The sequence below is a fragment of the Duganella flavida genome, assembly GCF_009857445.1.
Lineage (GTDB): Bacteria > Pseudomonadota > Gammaproteobacteria > Burkholderiales > Burkholderiaceae_D > Rugamonas > Rugamonas flavida.
In genome coordinates this window covers 262,773-278,559 of sequence record NZ_WWCN01000008.1, presented here as the reverse complement: position 1 = coordinate 278,559, position 15,787 = coordinate 262,773, and the positions used below count along the sequence as shown (strand labels likewise).

General features: G+C 59.7%; 17 protein-coding genes and 1 pseudogene. 6 read left to right on the top strand and 12 right to left on the bottom strand.

Annotated elements, in window-relative coordinates:
- The 4 genes and pseudogenes from GTP46_RS15020 to tsaB form a co-directional block, all read right to left on the bottom strand.
- A pseudogene (locus tag GTP46_RS15020) lies at positions 1-94 on the bottom strand (phosphatidate cytidylyltransferase); the annotation flags it as partial.
- Entirely contained in the window at positions 94-237 is a 144-nt protein-coding gene (locus GTP46_RS29485) for a hypothetical protein (protein WP_202414278.1), read from the bottom strand. The gene GTP46_RS29485 and the pseudogene GTP46_RS15020, both read right to left, overlap by 1 nt.
- On the bottom strand, positions 234-707 hold the full coding sequence (gene rimI / locus GTP46_RS15015) for a ribosomal protein S18-alanine N-acetyltransferase (RefSeq protein WP_161007430.1): 474 nt from the start codon (positions 705-707) through the stop codon (positions 234-236). Before rimI ends, GTP46_RS29485 begins: the two co-directional genes overlap by 4 nt.
- Positions 704-1,396: a tRNA (adenosine(37)-N6)-threonylcarbamoyltransferase complex dimerization subunit type 1 TsaB gene (tsaB, locus tag GTP46_RS15010; protein ID WP_161007429.1), complete on the bottom strand. Its 693-nt coding sequence runs from the start codon at positions 1,394-1,396 to the stop codon at positions 704-706. Before tsaB ends, rimI begins: the two co-directional genes overlap by 4 nt.
- Before the next feature lie 95 nt (positions 1,397-1,491).
- On the opposite strand from tsaB, the gene GTP46_RS15005 reads away from it, so the two are divergent.
- Positions 1,492-1,917: a thioredoxin family protein gene (locus GTP46_RS15005; protein WP_161007428.1), complete on the top strand. Its 426-nt coding sequence runs from the start codon at positions 1,492-1,494 to the stop codon at positions 1,915-1,917.
- A gap of 145 nt (positions 1,918-2,062) precedes the next feature.
- On the opposite strand, the gene GTP46_RS15000 is transcribed toward GTP46_RS15005, so the two are convergent.
- From GTP46_RS15000 to GTP46_RS14985, 4 genes are read right to left on the bottom strand one after another with little or no spacing between them, the layout of a single operon-like run.
- Positions 2,063-2,242: a hypothetical protein gene (locus tag GTP46_RS15000; RefSeq protein ID WP_161007427.1), complete on the bottom strand. Its 180-nt coding sequence runs from the start codon at positions 2,240-2,242 to the stop codon at positions 2,063-2,065.
- Between the two features lie 15 nt (positions 2,243-2,257).
- Positions 2,258-2,410 carry a hypothetical protein gene (locus GTP46_RS14995; RefSeq protein WP_161007426.1) on the bottom strand — a complete coding sequence of 51 codons (153 nt, stop codon included), beginning with the start codon at positions 2,408-2,410 and terminating at the stop codon, positions 2,258-2,260.
- Between the two features lie 4 nt (positions 2,411-2,414).
- The gene (locus GTP46_RS14990; protein ID WP_161007425.1) at positions 2,415-4,688 is read right to left on the bottom strand and encodes a xanthine dehydrogenase family protein molybdopterin-binding subunit; all 2,274 of its coding nucleotides are present in this window, start codon (positions 4,686-4,688) and stop codon (positions 2,415-2,417) included.
- 18 nt (positions 4,689-4,706) lie between these two features.
- Positions 4,707-7,832, bottom strand: coding sequence for a bifunctional diguanylate cyclase/phosphodiesterase (locus GTP46_RS14985; RefSeq protein ID WP_161007424.1), 3,126 nt, complete (start codon positions 7,830-7,832; stop codon positions 4,707-4,709).
- Between the two features lie 168 nt (positions 7,833-8,000).
- On the opposite strand from GTP46_RS14985, the gene GTP46_RS14980 reads away from it, so the two are divergent.
- Positions 8,001-8,510: a DUF1993 domain-containing protein gene (locus GTP46_RS14980; RefSeq protein ID WP_161007423.1), complete on the top strand. Its 510-nt coding sequence runs from the start codon at positions 8,001-8,003 to the stop codon at positions 8,508-8,510.
- Here GTP46_RS14980 and GTP46_RS14975 read toward each other — a convergent pair whose 3' ends face one another.
- Together GTP46_RS14975 and GTP46_RS14970 are read right to left on the bottom strand one after the other, a co-directional pair.
- On the bottom strand, positions 8,511-8,699 hold the full coding sequence (locus GTP46_RS14975; RefSeq protein WP_161007422.1) for a DUF1289 domain-containing protein: 189 nt from the start codon (positions 8,697-8,699) through the stop codon (positions 8,511-8,513).
- Complete coding sequence (locus GTP46_RS14970; RefSeq protein WP_161007421.1) at positions 8,696-9,265, bottom strand: DUF1415 domain-containing protein; 570 nt, start codon at positions 9,263-9,265, stop codon at positions 8,696-8,698. Before GTP46_RS14970 ends, GTP46_RS14975 begins: the two co-directional genes overlap by 4 nt.
- 200 nt (positions 9,266-9,465) lie before the next feature.
- Between GTP46_RS14970 and GTP46_RS14965 the strand changes: the two genes are divergently transcribed.
- The 4 genes from GTP46_RS14965 (at position 9,466) to GTP46_RS14950 (ending at position 14,165) form a co-directional block, all read left to right on the top strand.
- Complete coding sequence (locus GTP46_RS14965) at positions 9,466-10,827, top strand: transglycosylase SLT domain-containing protein (protein ID WP_202414277.1); 1,362 nt, start codon at positions 9,466-9,468, stop codon at positions 10,825-10,827.
- A 122-nt stretch (positions 10,828-10,949) separates the two neighbouring features.
- Complete coding sequence (gene fabI / locus GTP46_RS14960) at positions 10,950-11,741, top strand: enoyl-ACP reductase FabI (protein WP_161007420.1); 792 nt, start codon at positions 10,950-10,952, stop codon at positions 11,739-11,741.
- A gap of 160 nt (positions 11,742-11,901) precedes the next feature.
- On the top strand, positions 11,902-12,423 hold the full coding sequence (locus tag GTP46_RS14955) for a cyclic nucleotide-binding domain-containing protein (RefSeq protein WP_161007419.1): 522 nt from the start codon (positions 11,902-11,904) through the stop codon (positions 12,421-12,423).
- Between the two features lie 320 nt (positions 12,424-12,743).
- Entirely contained in the window at positions 12,744-14,165 is a 1,422-nt protein-coding gene (locus GTP46_RS14950; RefSeq protein WP_161007418.1) for a DEAD/DEAH box helicase, read from the top strand.
- 54 nt (positions 14,166-14,219) lie between these two features.
- Here GTP46_RS14950 and GTP46_RS29480 read toward each other — a convergent pair whose 3' ends face one another.
- The gene (locus tag GTP46_RS29480; RefSeq protein WP_202414276.1) at positions 14,220-14,819 is read right to left on the bottom strand and encodes a PEP-CTERM sorting domain-containing protein; all 600 of its coding nucleotides are present in this window, start codon (positions 14,817-14,819) and stop codon (positions 14,220-14,222) included.
- Positions 14,820-14,941: 122 nt separating this feature from the next.
- Entirely contained in the window at positions 14,942-15,751 is an 810-nt protein-coding gene (locus GTP46_RS14940; RefSeq protein WP_161007417.1) for a DUF4019 domain-containing protein, read from the bottom strand.
- Between the last annotated feature and the right edge of the window lie 36 nt (positions 15,752-15,787).

Below are 15,787 nucleotides of genomic sequence, written 5' to 3'. Positions count from 1 at the left end.
CCACCAGGGCAAACGCGGGGAAATAGTTGAAGAACAGGACCGGCAGCAGCACCGCCAGCAAGACCACAGCGGTAATAATCCTCGTTTTCAGCATCAGTTATCTGCCGGCTCGCCGTCGGCAAGCGCCTGCACGGCCGCCACGAATGGATCGGCCGCTTCTTCAGCGTTGCGCAACTTCCATTGCACGCCTATCCCCATCTCCTGCAGGAATACCGTGCTACGTGCCGACTGACTCATATGCCAAACCGCATCACAATTGCGTCCTCGCGTTGCCCGTTCGACGCCGGGTAGTAACCCTTGCGGCGACCGATCTGTTTAAATCCATAGCGCCCGTAAATCTCCAGCGCCCGCGTATTCGACGGCCGCACTTCCAGCAGCACCGATTCCATGCCCAGCCCGCGCGAACACGCCACGGCCTGGTTCAGCAAAAACCGTCCAAGGCCCTGCCCCTGCTTCTCCGCCGATACCGCCACATTCAGCAAATGCGACTCATCCACCACCGCCATCAACAGGAAGTAGCCGAGCAAATCACCATCCTGGTCGCGCAACACCCAGGCCTCGTAATTGCTGCTCAAGGAATCTTCAAAATTGGCCATACTCCAAGGATGCGGATAGACGCTCTGCTCCAGCGCATACACATCATCCAGATCCGTCTTTTGCATAGGCTCGTAATTGAGCCGGGCCAGATCCCAGACTGGCGCCGTCATGCGCCACCTTCCTTGGAGGCCGCCATTTCGCGGCGCTCAGCCTGCGTGTAGGCGACCTTGTTACGCAGGTAGAGCGGCTGCGCCTCGGCAGCCGTCACCGTGCGGCCAGCGGCAAACGCCAGCGCCGCCAGTTGCGCAACCTGCTCCGCATGCGGCATTACCTCGGCAAAACCACCAGCCGGAAAAGCCTCCGCATAGGCCGACAAACCATTGCCGCAAACGACCGGCGTCCCCTGCGGCTGTACATCACCCGGAGGCGATAGCACCGGCGGTAGCACTGCCACTGGCTGGCCGTTTTCAAAGCGATATTGCGCCCAATAGACCTCGCCCATGCGCGCATCCAGCACCACCAGTACCTCGGCAGCGCCGTGCTGCTGGTGGCAGGCCAGCGCCATCGCGTCCAACGTCACCACCGGCACTGCCGGCAGCTTGCCGCCGAACGCCAGCCCTTGCGCCACGCCGCAGGCGGTGCGCACGCCGGTGAACGAGCCGGGACCGGAGCCATAGGCCACCGCATCGCAATCCTGCAAGGCGATACCGGCTTCGGCCAGCAACTCCTGGATCATCGGCAAAATGGATTGGGAATGGGTACGCACGCCGTTCGAGGCGCGGCTGATGACGGTATCGCCCCGCAGCAGCGCGCAGGAAGCGGTTTCGGACGAAGTTTCAATGGCAAGAATGTTAGGCATCCCGTATTTTAACCCGACGCGCCAGCAGGCGCGACCCCGCGCGGGGAGGTAGAATACGCCCTTGGGCGCTGAGAGCGCCGTTTGCTGATGTGATTATGGCTAGCCTGACCCTGAATTCCGAAAACCGCGAAGACGTAGCCGCCGCCGTGGCGGGCGACCATTGGATCGTCGCCTGCCTGTGCGCCGCATGGTGCGGCACCTGCGCAAGCTACCGCGCCACCTTCGATGAAGTGGCCGAGCGCCATCCGGATAAATTTTTCATATGGATCGACATCGAGGACCATGCCGATATCGTCGGCGACCTGGACGTGGAAAACTTCCCTACCCTGCTAATCCAGCATCACGAAATGGTAGCCTTCTTCGGCACCATGCTGCCGGATGCGGGCATCGCCCACCGGCTGGTGCAATCGACCGCCGCGCAAAGCGACGAAGACATGCAGGAACTGATCATCAACAACGAAGAGCGCGCCCAGTGGCAGCGCGACTGCAACCTGCGCACCTTGCTGCGCGACGCGCTGTAAATTTATTTATTTTCGGGCGGGATCTCGCCAAATACATTTCCTGTTGCATGACCGGCGCGGCTGGACTCTGCGGAGGCGGAGGAAACGTCAAAACTGAAGACCGCGCCTGCGGCATCATCCTCCAACACCTTGTCGGCAAAGGATTTCAGGAGATAGTGTCCATGTCATCCACAATCGACTGGCGTACCCCCGCCGACTCCTGCGCATCGGCCACGCTGATGTAACTATCCCGAAGACTTGGCCGCGCTACTGTGCCAAAAAATGGCGCTTCCCGGCTGGCGGCGTGCGTGGCCTGCACGCTGGCCGCATTGGTAATCGATATCATGATGCTCACCATTGGTTAGCAAAGCAAACTACGCTGCAGATAGTCGATGGTGTAGCCGACCAACTCCTCGCTGCGCTGGCCGTTCTCGCGCTTCAAGGGCTCCGCCGACACCACCCCGCAGCCCAGCGCCAGCAAAAATTCTATCGACAGGCGGGAGGCGGCGTTCATATCCTCATAGGGTTAGCGGTAGGCTGCGCAGGCGTTTGCCCGTCAGCTTGAAGACGGCATTGGCCACCGCCGGTGCTATCGGCGGCACGGCCGGTTCGCCCATCCCCTCAGGATGCGCGGCACTCGGCAAGATGATGGTCTCCACTTCCGGCGCCTGGTTCAAGCGCACCACTGGATAATCATGGAAGTTGGATTGTTCAACTTTACCATCCTTGATGGTCACCGCCCCAAACAGCGCGGCCGACAAGCCAAACACCACGCCCGATTCGGCCTGCTGCGCAATCGTGTTCGGATTCACCGCCAGCCCGCAATCGATGGCGCACACAACGCGGTGCACGCGGATCTCCGTGCCTTCCACCGACACCTCCGCCACCTGTGCGACGATAGTGCCGAATGACTGGTGCAGCGCCACGCCATGCGCGCGGCCATCCGGCGCAGCACCAGCCTTGGCCACCGCCGCATCCAGCACCGCCAGATGGCGCGGGTGCTGGGCCAGCAGCTCACGACGGAACGCCACGCTGTCCTTGCCAGCCGCATGCGCCAGTTCGTCGATGAAGCTCTCTTTGAAGAAGGCATTGTGCGAATGACCCACCGAGCGCCAATACCCAAGCGGCACCGCGCTATCCACGATTACGTGGCTGATGCGCTGGTTGGCGAAGTGGTACTGCATATCGAATTCGCCTTCGGCCGTGGTCTTGTCCGGACCTCCCGGCGGCAAGCCGAGATTGCGCTGCATGAACTGGTGCGAAATCGCGCCGCTGGCCGACTTGTTATCGTAGCCCAGTACATTGCCCTTGGCATCCAGCGTGGCGCTGAAGCGCGCCAGTGACGCCGGGCGGTAGACGTCATGCGTGGTGTCGTCTTCGCGGGTCCAGATCAGCTGCACCGGGTAGCCATCCGCCAGTTTGGCGATGGCGACTACTTGTGCGACCATGTCGACATCCAGCCTGCGGCCAAAGCCGCCGCCCAGCATGGTCACTGTCAGCACCACGTTTTCCGCCGGAACGCCGGCCACCTTGGCCGCCACCTCCACCGCGAAGCCTGGCGATTGCGTCGGCGCCCACAGGAACACTTTGCCGTCTTTGACTTGCGCAGTGCAGTTGACCGGCTCCATCGCCGCATGGGCAAGGAACGGCGCGCGGTACTCGGCCTTCAAACTTTTGGCGACGCCTGCGGCCTTGCTCTCTACCGCATCCATGTCGCCTGCTTTGTAATAGGCGTAGCCCTCTTCCTTATCCAGCTTCGCCGCGAAGTCGGCGTAGATGGCGGCACTGGACAGGCCAGCCAGTGGACCGTCATTCCATTTGATCTCCATCGCCAACGCGGCTTGCCTGGCCTGCCAGAAGCTTTTGGCGATGACCGCGACGCCAGCGCCGGCGCCAGTCTTCTCCGGTAGCACGCCCGCGTAATCGACCACCTTCATCACGCCCGGCATCTTCAGCACGGCAGCGCTATTCACGCTGCCTACTTTACCGCCGATGACCGGCGACATGCGCACCGCCGCGTACAACATGCCCGGCGGACGCGCGTCGATGCCGAAGATGGCAGTGCCATTCACTTTGGATGGCGTGTCACGGCGCGGTTGCGGATGGCCGATCAATTTAAATTCCTGCGGCGATTTCAGACGCACCTCGCCTGGGGCCGCGGTGACAGCCTTCTCGGCCAGCGCGCCATACGCCAGTTGGCGTCCGTCAGCGTGGATCACGTGGCCATTCTCGGTGCGGCAGTCTTCCGCGCGCGCCTTCCATTCGGCGGCGGCAGCAGCAACCAGCATGGCGCGCGCGGTGGCGCCGGCTTCGCGCATCGGCTCCCACGCATCCTTCACGCTGGACGAACCGCCGGTGATGATCAATCCCAGCTCGCGCGCAACCTTGCCCACTACCCAGCTGACGGTGGACTTCAAACGCCCCGTGTCATCCGGATGGAACGGCAGGCCGTCTTTGAGCATGGCGATATTGCCAAAGATTTTATCGATGGGCGCTTGTACCACGCGCACGGCGGACAGCGGTACGTCCATCTCTTCCGCCACCAGCATCGGCAAGGCCGTGTACACGCCCTGCCCCATCTCGCTACGCGGCATGGCCACGCTGATGGTGCCGTCCTTGTTGATGCCTACCCAGCCGTTCAGCGCGACGCCGTCGCCGCTCAACGGCAAATGGTGTGATCCATTCAGGCGCTGGCGCGGCGGAGTGACACCCCAGCCGACCACCAAGGCCCCGGTCACTGCGAGCCCCCCCAGGATGAACCGGCGCCGCGATGGTTTTTTCGCTCCCTGCATAAAGTCTCCTGCGTTTTTTTATTTTTTCCAGCGAGTGTACATATCATCAGCGAGCAGCGGACGGCTGTAGAAGTAGCCCTGCGCCAGGTTACAGCCATGGCGCAGCAGGAAGGCTGCCTGCTCCTCGGTCTCCACACCTTCCGCAATCACGGACAGGTTCATGCTCTTGCCCAGCTGGATAATCGCAATCGCGATCGCTTCATCATTGACGTCAGTCGAGATGTCCTTGATGAAGGAGCGGTCGATCTTCAGCGTCTGCACCGGCAGCTGCTTCAAATAAGCCAGCGACGAATAACCGGTGCCGAAATCGTCAATCGCCAGCGCTACGCCGATCGAGTGCAAGTCGTTGATGAACACCATCGCGTCGCCGGTGTTCATAATCACCGACTCAGTCACTTCCAGCTGCAGGCGCTGCGGCTCCAGTCCAGTGTCCTGCAAGATGTCCGCCACCATGTTGACGATCGAGCCGCGCTCAAATTGTTTGGCCGAGAGGTTGACCGCAATTTTCGGCACATGCAGGCCAGCCTCCTGCCAGCGCACCATCTGGCGGCAGGATTCATGCAGCACCCATTTGCCCAGCTGATTGATGAAGCCCGTGTCCTCTGCCAGCGGGATGAAGCGGATCGGCGGGATCAGGCCCAGCTCCGGATGGTTCCAGCGCACCAGCGCTTCCACGCCGATCAAGCGGCCGGTATCGATTTCGACTTGCGGCTGGTAATTGAGGAAGATCTCTTCTTTTTCGATCGAGCGGCGCAGGAATGTCTCCAACCGCAGGCGCTCAACACCCTCGCCCGTCATCGACGGTGCGTAGAAGCTGAAACCATTGCGGCCGCGCGCCTTGGCCTGGTACATGGCCACGTCGGCGTTACGAATCAGCATATTCAGGTCGGAGGCATCGTCCGGGAACAGGCTGATACCCACGCTGCAGGTGACGAACAATTCATGGCCGGCCACCATGAACGGCTCTTCAAACATCTGCACCAGTTTTTCCGCGACCTGGCTGGCGCCGTACTGGTTGTCGATATTTTCCAGCAGGACGATGAATTCGTCGCCGCCCAAGCGCGCCAGCGTATCGCCTTCGCGCAGGCGGTCTTGCAGCGCCTTGGCGACTTGCTTGAGCAGCTCATCGCCAATGTGGTGGCCAAGTGTGTCGTTGACGTTCTTGAAGCGGTCAAGGTCGATGAACAGCAGCGCCAGTTGCTCACCGTCGCGCGAGGCGCGCTGCAAGGCGTGCTGCAAGCGGTCGTTGAACAGCAAGCGGTTTGGCAGCGCGGTCAGCGGATCGTGGTGCGCCAGGTGGTCTAGCTTTTCCTGCGATTCCTTGGCCTTGGTGATGTCGCTGAAAACGCCGACATAGTGCGTGGTGGCGCCGTACGGATCGCGCACCGCGCTCACGGTCAGGAATTCCAGATATAACTCACCGTTCTTGCGCAGATTCCACAGCTCGCCGCGCCAGAAGCCCTCTTCCACCTGTTGTTTCCACATCTCTTCGTAGAACCCCGGGTCGTGGCGGCCGGAACGCGTCAGCGTGCGGTCCTTGCCGATCACTTCGGCCTCGGTGTAACCGGTGATCAGCGTGAAGGCCGGGTTCACGGCAACGATGGTGCCTTGCGCGTCCAGCACCACGACGCCGTCGGCAATGTGCTCGATCACAGTGGCTGCCAGGCGTATTTTTTCTTCCGCCTCCTTGCGTGCAGTGATGTCGGCGAACACCCAGATGCTGCCTTCGTTGGCGCGGTTGCGGTCCAGCGCATAACCGCTGACCATGCACCAGAATACGGTGCCGTCCTTGCGGCGGTACTGGCGTTCTTCGCTGAAGTAGTCGCCCTGCGACAGCGATGGGTACTGACGCGCGCCCGACGATTCATAGTCGAACGCATTCAGGAACAGCATGGCGGTCGAGTCGCCGGTCATGGCGCCCGGCTCGTAGCCGAACAATTCTTCGCAGCGGCGGTTGACCGAAACGATGGAACGGTGACGCACGAACATCACGCCGAACATCACGTTATCCAGGATCGCGCTTTGCTCGGCCAGTAGCGCTTCGATGCGCATTTCATTGTGCTTGCGCTGGCTGATGTCGGAGATGATGCCGTCGACCCAAGGCGCTTCGCGGTCGCCGTGCGGTTCCGGTGGCTGCGGCTGGCCATTTTCCAGCACCCAGCGCTCGGCGCCGGAGGCATCGACGATGCGGTATTCAACTTCGTAGGACTGGCCGTCGCGGATGGCCTGCGCGATCACACGGCGCTGGCGTTTGCGGTCCTCCGGTGCAATCAGGTTGGTCCACGAGTGGGTGGTGCTACGCATGAATTGCGAGGCCGAGTAGCCGGAGATATCTTCAATGGCGTCGGAGACGAAATCAATCTTGCCGTCAGGGCGGAAGCGGAACACCGCGCCCGGCACCTGCGTGACGATGGTGCGGAAGCGTTCCTCGCGCTGGCCGATATCTTCGAACAAGCGCTTGATCGCTACCCGCATCTGCTCCAGCTGCTGCGCCAGACGGCCCAGTTCATCGCTGCCGGTGACGTCGAGGCGCGTTTCGAAATCGCCGTGGGACAGGCGGTCGGAGAAGCGCATCAATTTGCGCAGCGGTTTAATCAGGCGTGAATTCAGGAACAGCACGATCAGCAGCAGCGACACCGTCAGCTGCGCCGCCAGCACGAATACGTAGGACAGCTGCTTCTCGCGCAGCTCTTGTTGGCTGCGGGCGTCGTCCATCTCGACCATGATGCGGCCGATACGCTCGCCGCGCACCAGGATCTCGCGTTCGGCGCGATAAACGTTACCACTGGCGACGCGCGGCGAACGCACGTGCATGAATTGGGTGTCAGCCTGGCCGACCACCTGCACTTGCAGCACCGAGCGGTCGCGCATCACCGATTCGACCAGCGAGTGGGCCGATTCGGCATTCATATTCCACAGGGATTCCTGCATGCCCAGCGCCAGAATATCGGCGTTACGCTGCAGCGACTCGTTGAGGGCGACGCGCGCCGATTGCTGTTCATGCACGCCGATCAGCAGGTAGCTGCCGATGATGGCCGGGATCACCAGTCCACCAAATACCACCAGCAGCAGCGCGCCATAAATGGACAGACCATACAGCGCGCTCAAGCGGGCGCGCATTCGCTTATAGAGGGTACTAGTCATGCACCGGTACGGCGTAGTGATAAATTGGCATCATCGGTCTGTGCTTGTTACTTGATTGTTACTTGATGGGAATTATGCACGGAAAAATGAGGGAAAAGTGCCGGCACGAGCAAAAATCCCTCAGCCGCGCTATGATCGCGACTCTTTTCCCCACACATAGGAACCGCCATGACCACCTTCTCCATGTACTCCGCCTCCATTCCTGTGTTCAAGCAGATCCTGAATAGCCTGCACACCATCCTGGAAAAGGCCGAAGCCCACGCCACCGACAAGAAGATCGACCCGGCCGCACTGCTGCAATACCGTTTGTTCCCGGACATGCTGCCGTTCACCCGCCAGATCCAGATCGCCTGCGACTTCGCCAAAGGCGCAGCTGCTCGCCTGGGCGGCCAGGAAGTGCCATCGTATGAAGACAAAGAAGCCAGCTTCGCCGACCTGAAAGCGCGCATCGTCAAGACGCTGGAGTTCATCAACAGCGTGCCGCAAGCGCAAATCGAAGGCAGCGAAGACCGCGCCATCACCACCGGCAGCGGCGAGAAGACCAAGCACTTCGTGGGTCAGACCTATTTGTTCCACTACGCGCTGCCACACTTCTACTTCCACGCTACCACCGCTTACGACATCCTGCGCCACAACGGCCTGGAAATCGGCAAGAAAGATTTTATCGGTAGCTATTAATCAGGTGTTCCGGCGCGGGTAGCCCTGCGCCAGGATGCGCTGCCAGACCAGTTCCTTCTGGTCGGCAGTCATCGCCACCCAGTGCGCCACCTCGACCACCGTGCGGCCGCAGCCGCGGCAGATTTCATCAAAGGTGGTCGAGCATACCGCCACGCAGGGCGTGTCGGGACGAATCGGCGCATCGCTCATGGCTTCTCCATGAGTGGCTTTTCCATCAATTTCGCCCAGCCTTGATGCCCGAGCTGCTCCAGCTTCTCAATATTTTTATCGAAAATATCAGACGCGTCCGGGAAAGCCTCGACTGCGCGGTCAATGCTGTCTTCGCGCAGCAGGTGCAGCGTTGGATAGGGCGAACGATTGGTGTAGTTGCCGATGTCGTTTTCATCGGTATCGGCAAACTGGTATTGCGGGTGGAAGCTGGCCACTTGCAGGAAACCGTCCAGGCCCAAGTCTTCCAGCGCAGCATCGGCGACGTCGAGGAATTCGTTGTAGTCGAAGAAGTCGGTCAGCACGTTCGGGTGGATCAGCAGCGTGGTGTCGACTTTTTCAGCATCGGCGTCGGCCAGATACTGTAATTCTTCCATTAACTTTTCCAGCAGCTCTTCCGGCGTTTCCGCCTCGCTGACCACGTAACGAATCTGCTTTTTCACGTGCACCGCTTTGGCGAACGGACACAGGTTCAGGCCGATGACGGCCTTTTCCATCCAGTGAACGGTGTCGGCGATGACCACGTCGCGATCGATGGGACTACTCATATTGCTCTTCCTCGGTAACTGCTCAAAAACAGGATTGTACGCAAATTTGCTGCGATCTCGGCCTTATTTACGGTGAATTCTTGCTTATAAGAATTAGTCATATGGATGACATATTTCTTGACTCGACCCGGTGACCTTCGTACACTCCACGTTTAATTCATAGTCCACGCGATGTTTCCCGTCGCCAACCATGGAAAACTATGCAAGCACGAATTCCAAAATCTGCAGCACTGGCGGCACTGATCGCGCTACTCGCGCCGGCGTTGGCCCAGGCGCACGATGAGGCGCCGGGCCTGCCGACGGTCACCACCGCGCTGTCTCCCCTGCCGAAATCCCCCATCCCTGATGTCACCTCCCTGAAAACCATCAAGCCGGCCAAGGCGGTCGATGAAGAGGCTTTCCGCGAAAAAGACGTCTGGGGCCGCATTCGCAGCGGCTACGCGATTCCCGATGTGAATAACGAGCTGGTCGCGAAGCATGCTAATTGGTACGCCACCCGTCCGGACTACATTGCCCGCACCACCGCCCGCGCTTCGCTGTACCTGTTCCACGTGGTCTCCGAACTGGAAAAACGCGGCATGCCGACCGAACTGGCGCTGCTGCCGTTCATCGAATCCGCGTTCAATCCGAACGCCCTGTCCAGCGCCAACGCGGCCGGCATGTGGCAATTCGTGCCGGGCACCGGCCGCGATTTCAACCTGAAGCAGGATGCTTTCAAGGATGAGCGCCGCGGCATCCTGGCCTCGACCGACGCCGCCCTAACCTATCTGCAACGCCTGTACGATATGTTCGGCGACTGGCAGCTGGCCCTGGCCGCCTACAACTGGGGCGAAGGCTCGGTGCAGAAAGCCATCAAGCGCAACCAGGCCGCCGGCAAACCAACCGATTTCGAAAGCCTGGCCGACCTGATGCCAGCCGAAACCCGCAACTACGTGCCGAAGCTGCAAGCGGTGAAGAACATCGTCGCCAACCCGCAGCAATTCGGCCTGAGCCTGCCAGCCATCGACAACAAGCCGTATTTCACGGCGGTCGACAAGACTAGCGATATCGACCTGACCGTGGCGGCTCATCTGGCCGAGCTGTCGGTAGACGAATTCAAGGCCCTGAATCCACAGTTCAAGCGCCCGGTCATCACCGGCGACGAGCAGACCAAGATCCTGCTACCGAAGGAAAACGCCGAGAAGTTCCACCTGAACCTGGCCCAATGGACCAAGGAACTCTCAACCTGGACCACGCACAAGATCACCAGCGCGCGTGAAAGCATCGGCACCCTGGCCTCGCGCTTCCACACTTCGCCTGAAGTGATCCGCCAAGCCAACAATATCCCGCAAAAAACCGTGCTGAAAGCCGGTTCGACCATCCTGGTACCGAAGATTTCCACCTCGGCCAATCTCGACATCGCCCCGGACGTGGCCAACACCGCCACCGTGGAATACGAAGCCGAACGCGCTAATAGTGGCAAATCGGCCAATGGCTATAAACATGCCAAGGTATCGCTGGTCAAAGCACATGTCCCCCGCGACGCCGCCAAATCCAAGAGCCACCGCAAGAGCAATCACTGACAAAGGTTGCAGTTGCGGCGGTCTCGTCCTACAATCTCGGTCTTAAAAAAACACAACCCCACTGACGTCGCCAGCCAGCTCGTTTGAGCCAGCTGGAGCACGCAGTTGCAATCGGAGTCCCTATGGCGTTCTTGCAAGGTAAAAAAATCCTCATCACTGGTTTGCTGTCGAACCGTTCCATCGCCTACGGCATTGCCCAGGCCTGCAAACGCGAAGGCGCCGAACTGGCCTTCACCTACGTCGGCGAGCGTTTCAAGGACCGCATCACGGAATTCGCGGCCGAATTCGGCAGCAACCTGGTGTTCGACTGCGACGTCGGCAGCGATGAACAAATTGACGCTCTGTTCGCTGACCTGGGCAAGAGCTGGTCGCAACTGGACGGCCTGGTGCACGCGATCGGCTTTGCGCCGCGCGAAGCCATCGCTGGCGAGTTCCTGGACGGCCTGACCCGCGAAAACTTCCGCATCGCCCACGACATCTCGGCCTACAGCTTCCCAGCGCTGGCCAAAGCTGCGCTGCCGCTGCTGAAAGAAGGTTCGTCGGTACTGACCCTGTCTTACCTGGGCGCCGTCCGTGCCATCCCTTACTACAACACCATGGGCCTGGCGAAAGCCTCGCTGGAAGCATCGGTACGCTACCTGGCGGAAAACCTGGGCAAGCGCGGCATCCGCTCGAATGGCATCTCGGCCGGCCCGATCAAGACCCTGGCTGCTTCGGGCATCAAGGACTTCGGCAAGCTGCTGGGCTTTGCTTCGTCGCACGCACCGCTGCGCCGCAACGTCACCATCGAAGAAGTTGGCAACACCGCCGCCTTCCTGCTGTCGGACCTGGCATCGGGCATCACCGGTGAAATCACCTACGTCGACGGCGGCTTCTCGCACGTGATGGGCCTGAACGCGGAAGACTACGCGTAAGTCCCTGTCGCTGCCATGCAATAAAAGCCCTGCTTGCAGGGCTTTTTCTTATCTGAAAGATATTCCCTGGCGTGAAAAAAGTTTATACTTTGTGAAACTATAAACAACATTCAAACTAGGGTTGCACGTGAACAGAATGATCTCGCCGGCTCCGGCGCGTATGCGTAAGGTATTGTTCATCCTTAGCGAACTGCTCGATGAAGACGTAGAGTGGCTCGCCAATGCCGGCGACCGCCTGCGCTATCCCGTCGGCGCCGAACTGATTCCCTGCGGCGGCATGGTGGACAGCATTTACTTGGTACTCGACGGCACGTTCTCCGTACGGGCCCGCAATGGCGACCTGGTCACCGAACTCCATAGCGGCGAAGTCATCGGCGAGATGTCGCTGGTCGATCCGGCCCGCACCACCGCTTCGGTACAGGCCAACGAGGGCGCCTCGGCGCTGCGCGTTTCCCACACCCGCCTGCGCGACAAACTGAACACCGACGCCCCCTTCGCCGCCCGTTTTTACCGCGCTCTGACGGTATTCATGTCGGCCCGCATCCGCCATACCACCAGTCTGTTCGGCCAGGACGAGCAGCCTGCTGGGCCGCATGCAGAGCCGATCAGCGAAACCCAGCTGGAAAAAGCCCACCTCGCCAGCATGCGCTTCGAGCGCCTGCTCAAGCGCCTGGCCAGCTGACGGCAATGCGGCCTATACAAGATGGCGAAACTAGGGCATAATACTGGCCTTGTGCTGAATTCTGCATATAAGTTGATAGCAGGAAGCTATCGAACATTCAGCCAGTTGGATTTACGCAGCTACGCAAGCCTCACAGCGCATCATTAGGATGCCCTTATAAAGCCCTCCCGCCTCTGGTGTCGTCATTTGAGACACCGTCCCGGCGCAAAGCTTTTGTGCCGAAATTTCTTTCGATTTTGATTGAGTCATTTCGTATTGGTAGGCGTTGCTATTTCGCGTTCCGCTTCGGCGTGGGCGCTGCATTTTTACGAAAGAAAAGCATGACATTTGAAGCACTAGGTCTCAACACGTCCATCATTAAAGCCCTGACCGACGCCGGCTACACCGCGCCGACTCCAGTTCAGCAGCAGGCAGTTCCTGCAGCGATCGCAGGCAAGGACTTGTTGGTATCCTCCCAAACCGGTTCCGGCAAGACTGCAGCCTTCATGCTGCCGTCGCTGCACCGTTTGGCCGCTATCGAGCCGGCCCCTGCCGGCAAAACTCCTAATCAAGAAGCGCAAGCCGCCCGTGCCCGCAACGAGCGTCCACGTTTCAAAGCTGCCCAGCCAAAAATGCTGGTGCTGACCCCAACCCGCGAACTGGCGTTGCAAGTCACCACCAACACCGACAAGTACAGCGTCAACCTGCGCCGCATCAAGGCCGTGTCGATCCTGGGCGGTATGCCTTACCCTAAGCAGATGCAACTGCTGGCCAAGAATCCTGAGATCTTGGTCGCCACCCCTGGCCGCCTGATCGACCACATGGAATCGGGCAAGATCGACTTCTCGCAACTGGAAATCCTGGTGCTGGACGAAGCCGACCGCATGCTGGACATGGGCTTCATCGACGACATCGAGAAAATCGTCGAAGCGACCCCATCGACCCGTCAAACCATGCTGTTCTCGGCTACGCTGGATGGCGTGGTCGGCAACATGGCGCGCCGCATCACCAAAGAGCCACAGATCATCCAGATCATGAGCGCGGCCAACAAGCACGAAAACATCACCCAGCGCGTGCACTTCGTTGACGACCTGTCGCACAAGAACCGCCTGCTGGACCACCTGCTGCGCGACGAATCGCTGGACCAGGCGGTAGTCTTCACCGCCACCAAACGTGACGCCGACACCATCGCCGACCGCCTGAACATCGCCGGCTTCTCGGCTGCCGCACTGCACGGCGACATGCACCAGGGCGCGCGTAACCGCACCCTGGACAGCCTGCGCCGCGGTTCGGTCAAGATCCTGATCGCCACCGACGTTGCCGCCCGCGGTATCGACGTGCCGACCATCACCCACGTGTTCAACTACGACCTGCCGAAGTTCCCGGAAGACTACGTCCACCGCATCGGCCGTACCGGCCGTGCTGGCCGCAACGGTCTGGCGATCTCGCTGGTGAACCACGCTGAAGGCATGAACGTGAAGCGTATCGAGCGTTTCACCAAGCAGCTGATTCCAGTGAACGTGGTTGAAGGCTACGAGCCGAAGAAAACCGGCGCGGCACCACGCACCTCGCGTCCAGGCGGCTGGAAGCCGGGCGACAACCGCGGCGGCGCCAAGCCAGGCCAGCGTTCGTTCAGCAAGCCAAGCGGCGCACCACGCCGTGAAGGCGCCAGCGGTTCGAGCGAAGGCTACAAAGGTCCAGGCTTCAAAGCCAGCACCCCGTACAACAGCGACCGTCCACGTCGCAGCTACGGCGACCGTTAATTAAAAAAGCCACCAAGGCAAAACTTGGTGGCTTTTTTTTTACTTCCAACGGACCTATCGCACCCGGCGCGTCGCCAGTCCCAGCAGTGCCAAGCCACTGAGCAGCATGGCGTAGGTTTCCGGTTCCGGCACCGGACCTGCAACCAGCGTCCAGACACCGCTGATGCCCTGGGAATACTTCCTGAATGGGTAGTCGCAGCACTCAGCATCCGTAACCGAGGTGAACGCACCATTAGCCCGGGTTGATATGCTATTGAATATATCGTATTTAGTGCCCGCCACCCGATAGGTGCCGGAAACCCAGTTGATGTAGAAATTGGCTTCGTCGCTTCCCCACGGCAAGACCCCGCTAAAAGTAAAATCGCTGCCTTTGCCTATCGACGACGCCGACATGCTTTGTGCATAGTAGTCAGTAAGGAGTTTAAAACTATAAAAGTCCGTCGTCGCCAGCGCAGTACCGGGATGATAGCTAGCATTGAGCAACAGGGTGGCGGTTACTTCACTGCCCGCGGTCTTGCAGCCGTTGTTGCAGGTGCCGACAAATTGGTACTTGTAGCGCGGCTCAATCTTGATTGCCGCTTGGGCCATGCCGCTAAAGCACAGGCAGAACAGCAGCAGGCTAGCTAGTTTTTTCGCGTGTGAGAATAATTTCATGAGAAAACTCCTTCATTCCGGGGTGGTAAAATGTTGCCTTTATTGAATTCAACATTAGCACCGAAAAAAAAGGGAGCTTGACCGTACGTCTCATTAAATTCCTCAATTCACATGGTGCTTTTTTATTTGCACTTGAACTGCAAACGGATGGCATCCGTCTCGCCGGGCTTAAGTTTGCTGGCGGTTTCCTTGTCGATCACGTTCTGCTCTTCGCGCATGATGAGGAAGGAACCATCGGCCTGTTCGCTGAGGACGATATAGCCGCAATACAGGCTGGTATTGGCGTGCGCGCCGGAAAAATCGACTGCCGCGTAAGTGCCGGGCGCGGCCTGCGGCGGATTGTGATACCAGGTGACCTTCTTGATGTCGAGGCTGATTGGCTGGCCAGCCCGCGCATTGAAGTCCTGCGCCAGTAAACTCCAGCGTGCAAACGACATCTGCTGTTGCTGGGCTGCGCTCAGCATCGCATACGCCTCCTGATACTGCCCGCCCTGCTTCAATGAGAAGTATTTGCGGCTTAGCGCTTCGACACGCTCCTTTTGTTCGCTGCTAGCTTGCCACTTCGGGGAAAGGCTCTCCGCCATGCGCGCATTCATCGCTTGAAACTCTTCCATCAGCTTGTCGCAGGCTGCTTTACTGGCTTGGCAGAGCGCAGTCATCTTCATGTTGACGCCACCGTTTTCCTGCACCAGTTGACGTCGCACCACTGCGGGATGCGCGGCATGATCGGCTGGCGTAAATGACCAGATGGTCGAGGCGCCCTTTTCTTCAACAATAGTCCAGCCGCCCTGCGCGGAAATCGAAACATCGTTGCGCGCCTTAAGCGCCTCCAACGCAGCGGCGACGGTAGGATAACCAACACCGCCCTCCGCCTGCGCCAGCACGGTGGCGGGAAACATCATCGCTGCCAGAAGCAAAGTCCGCATCGCCATTCCTGTCAAATTAGTAATCCTGGACTTTAATCCCAC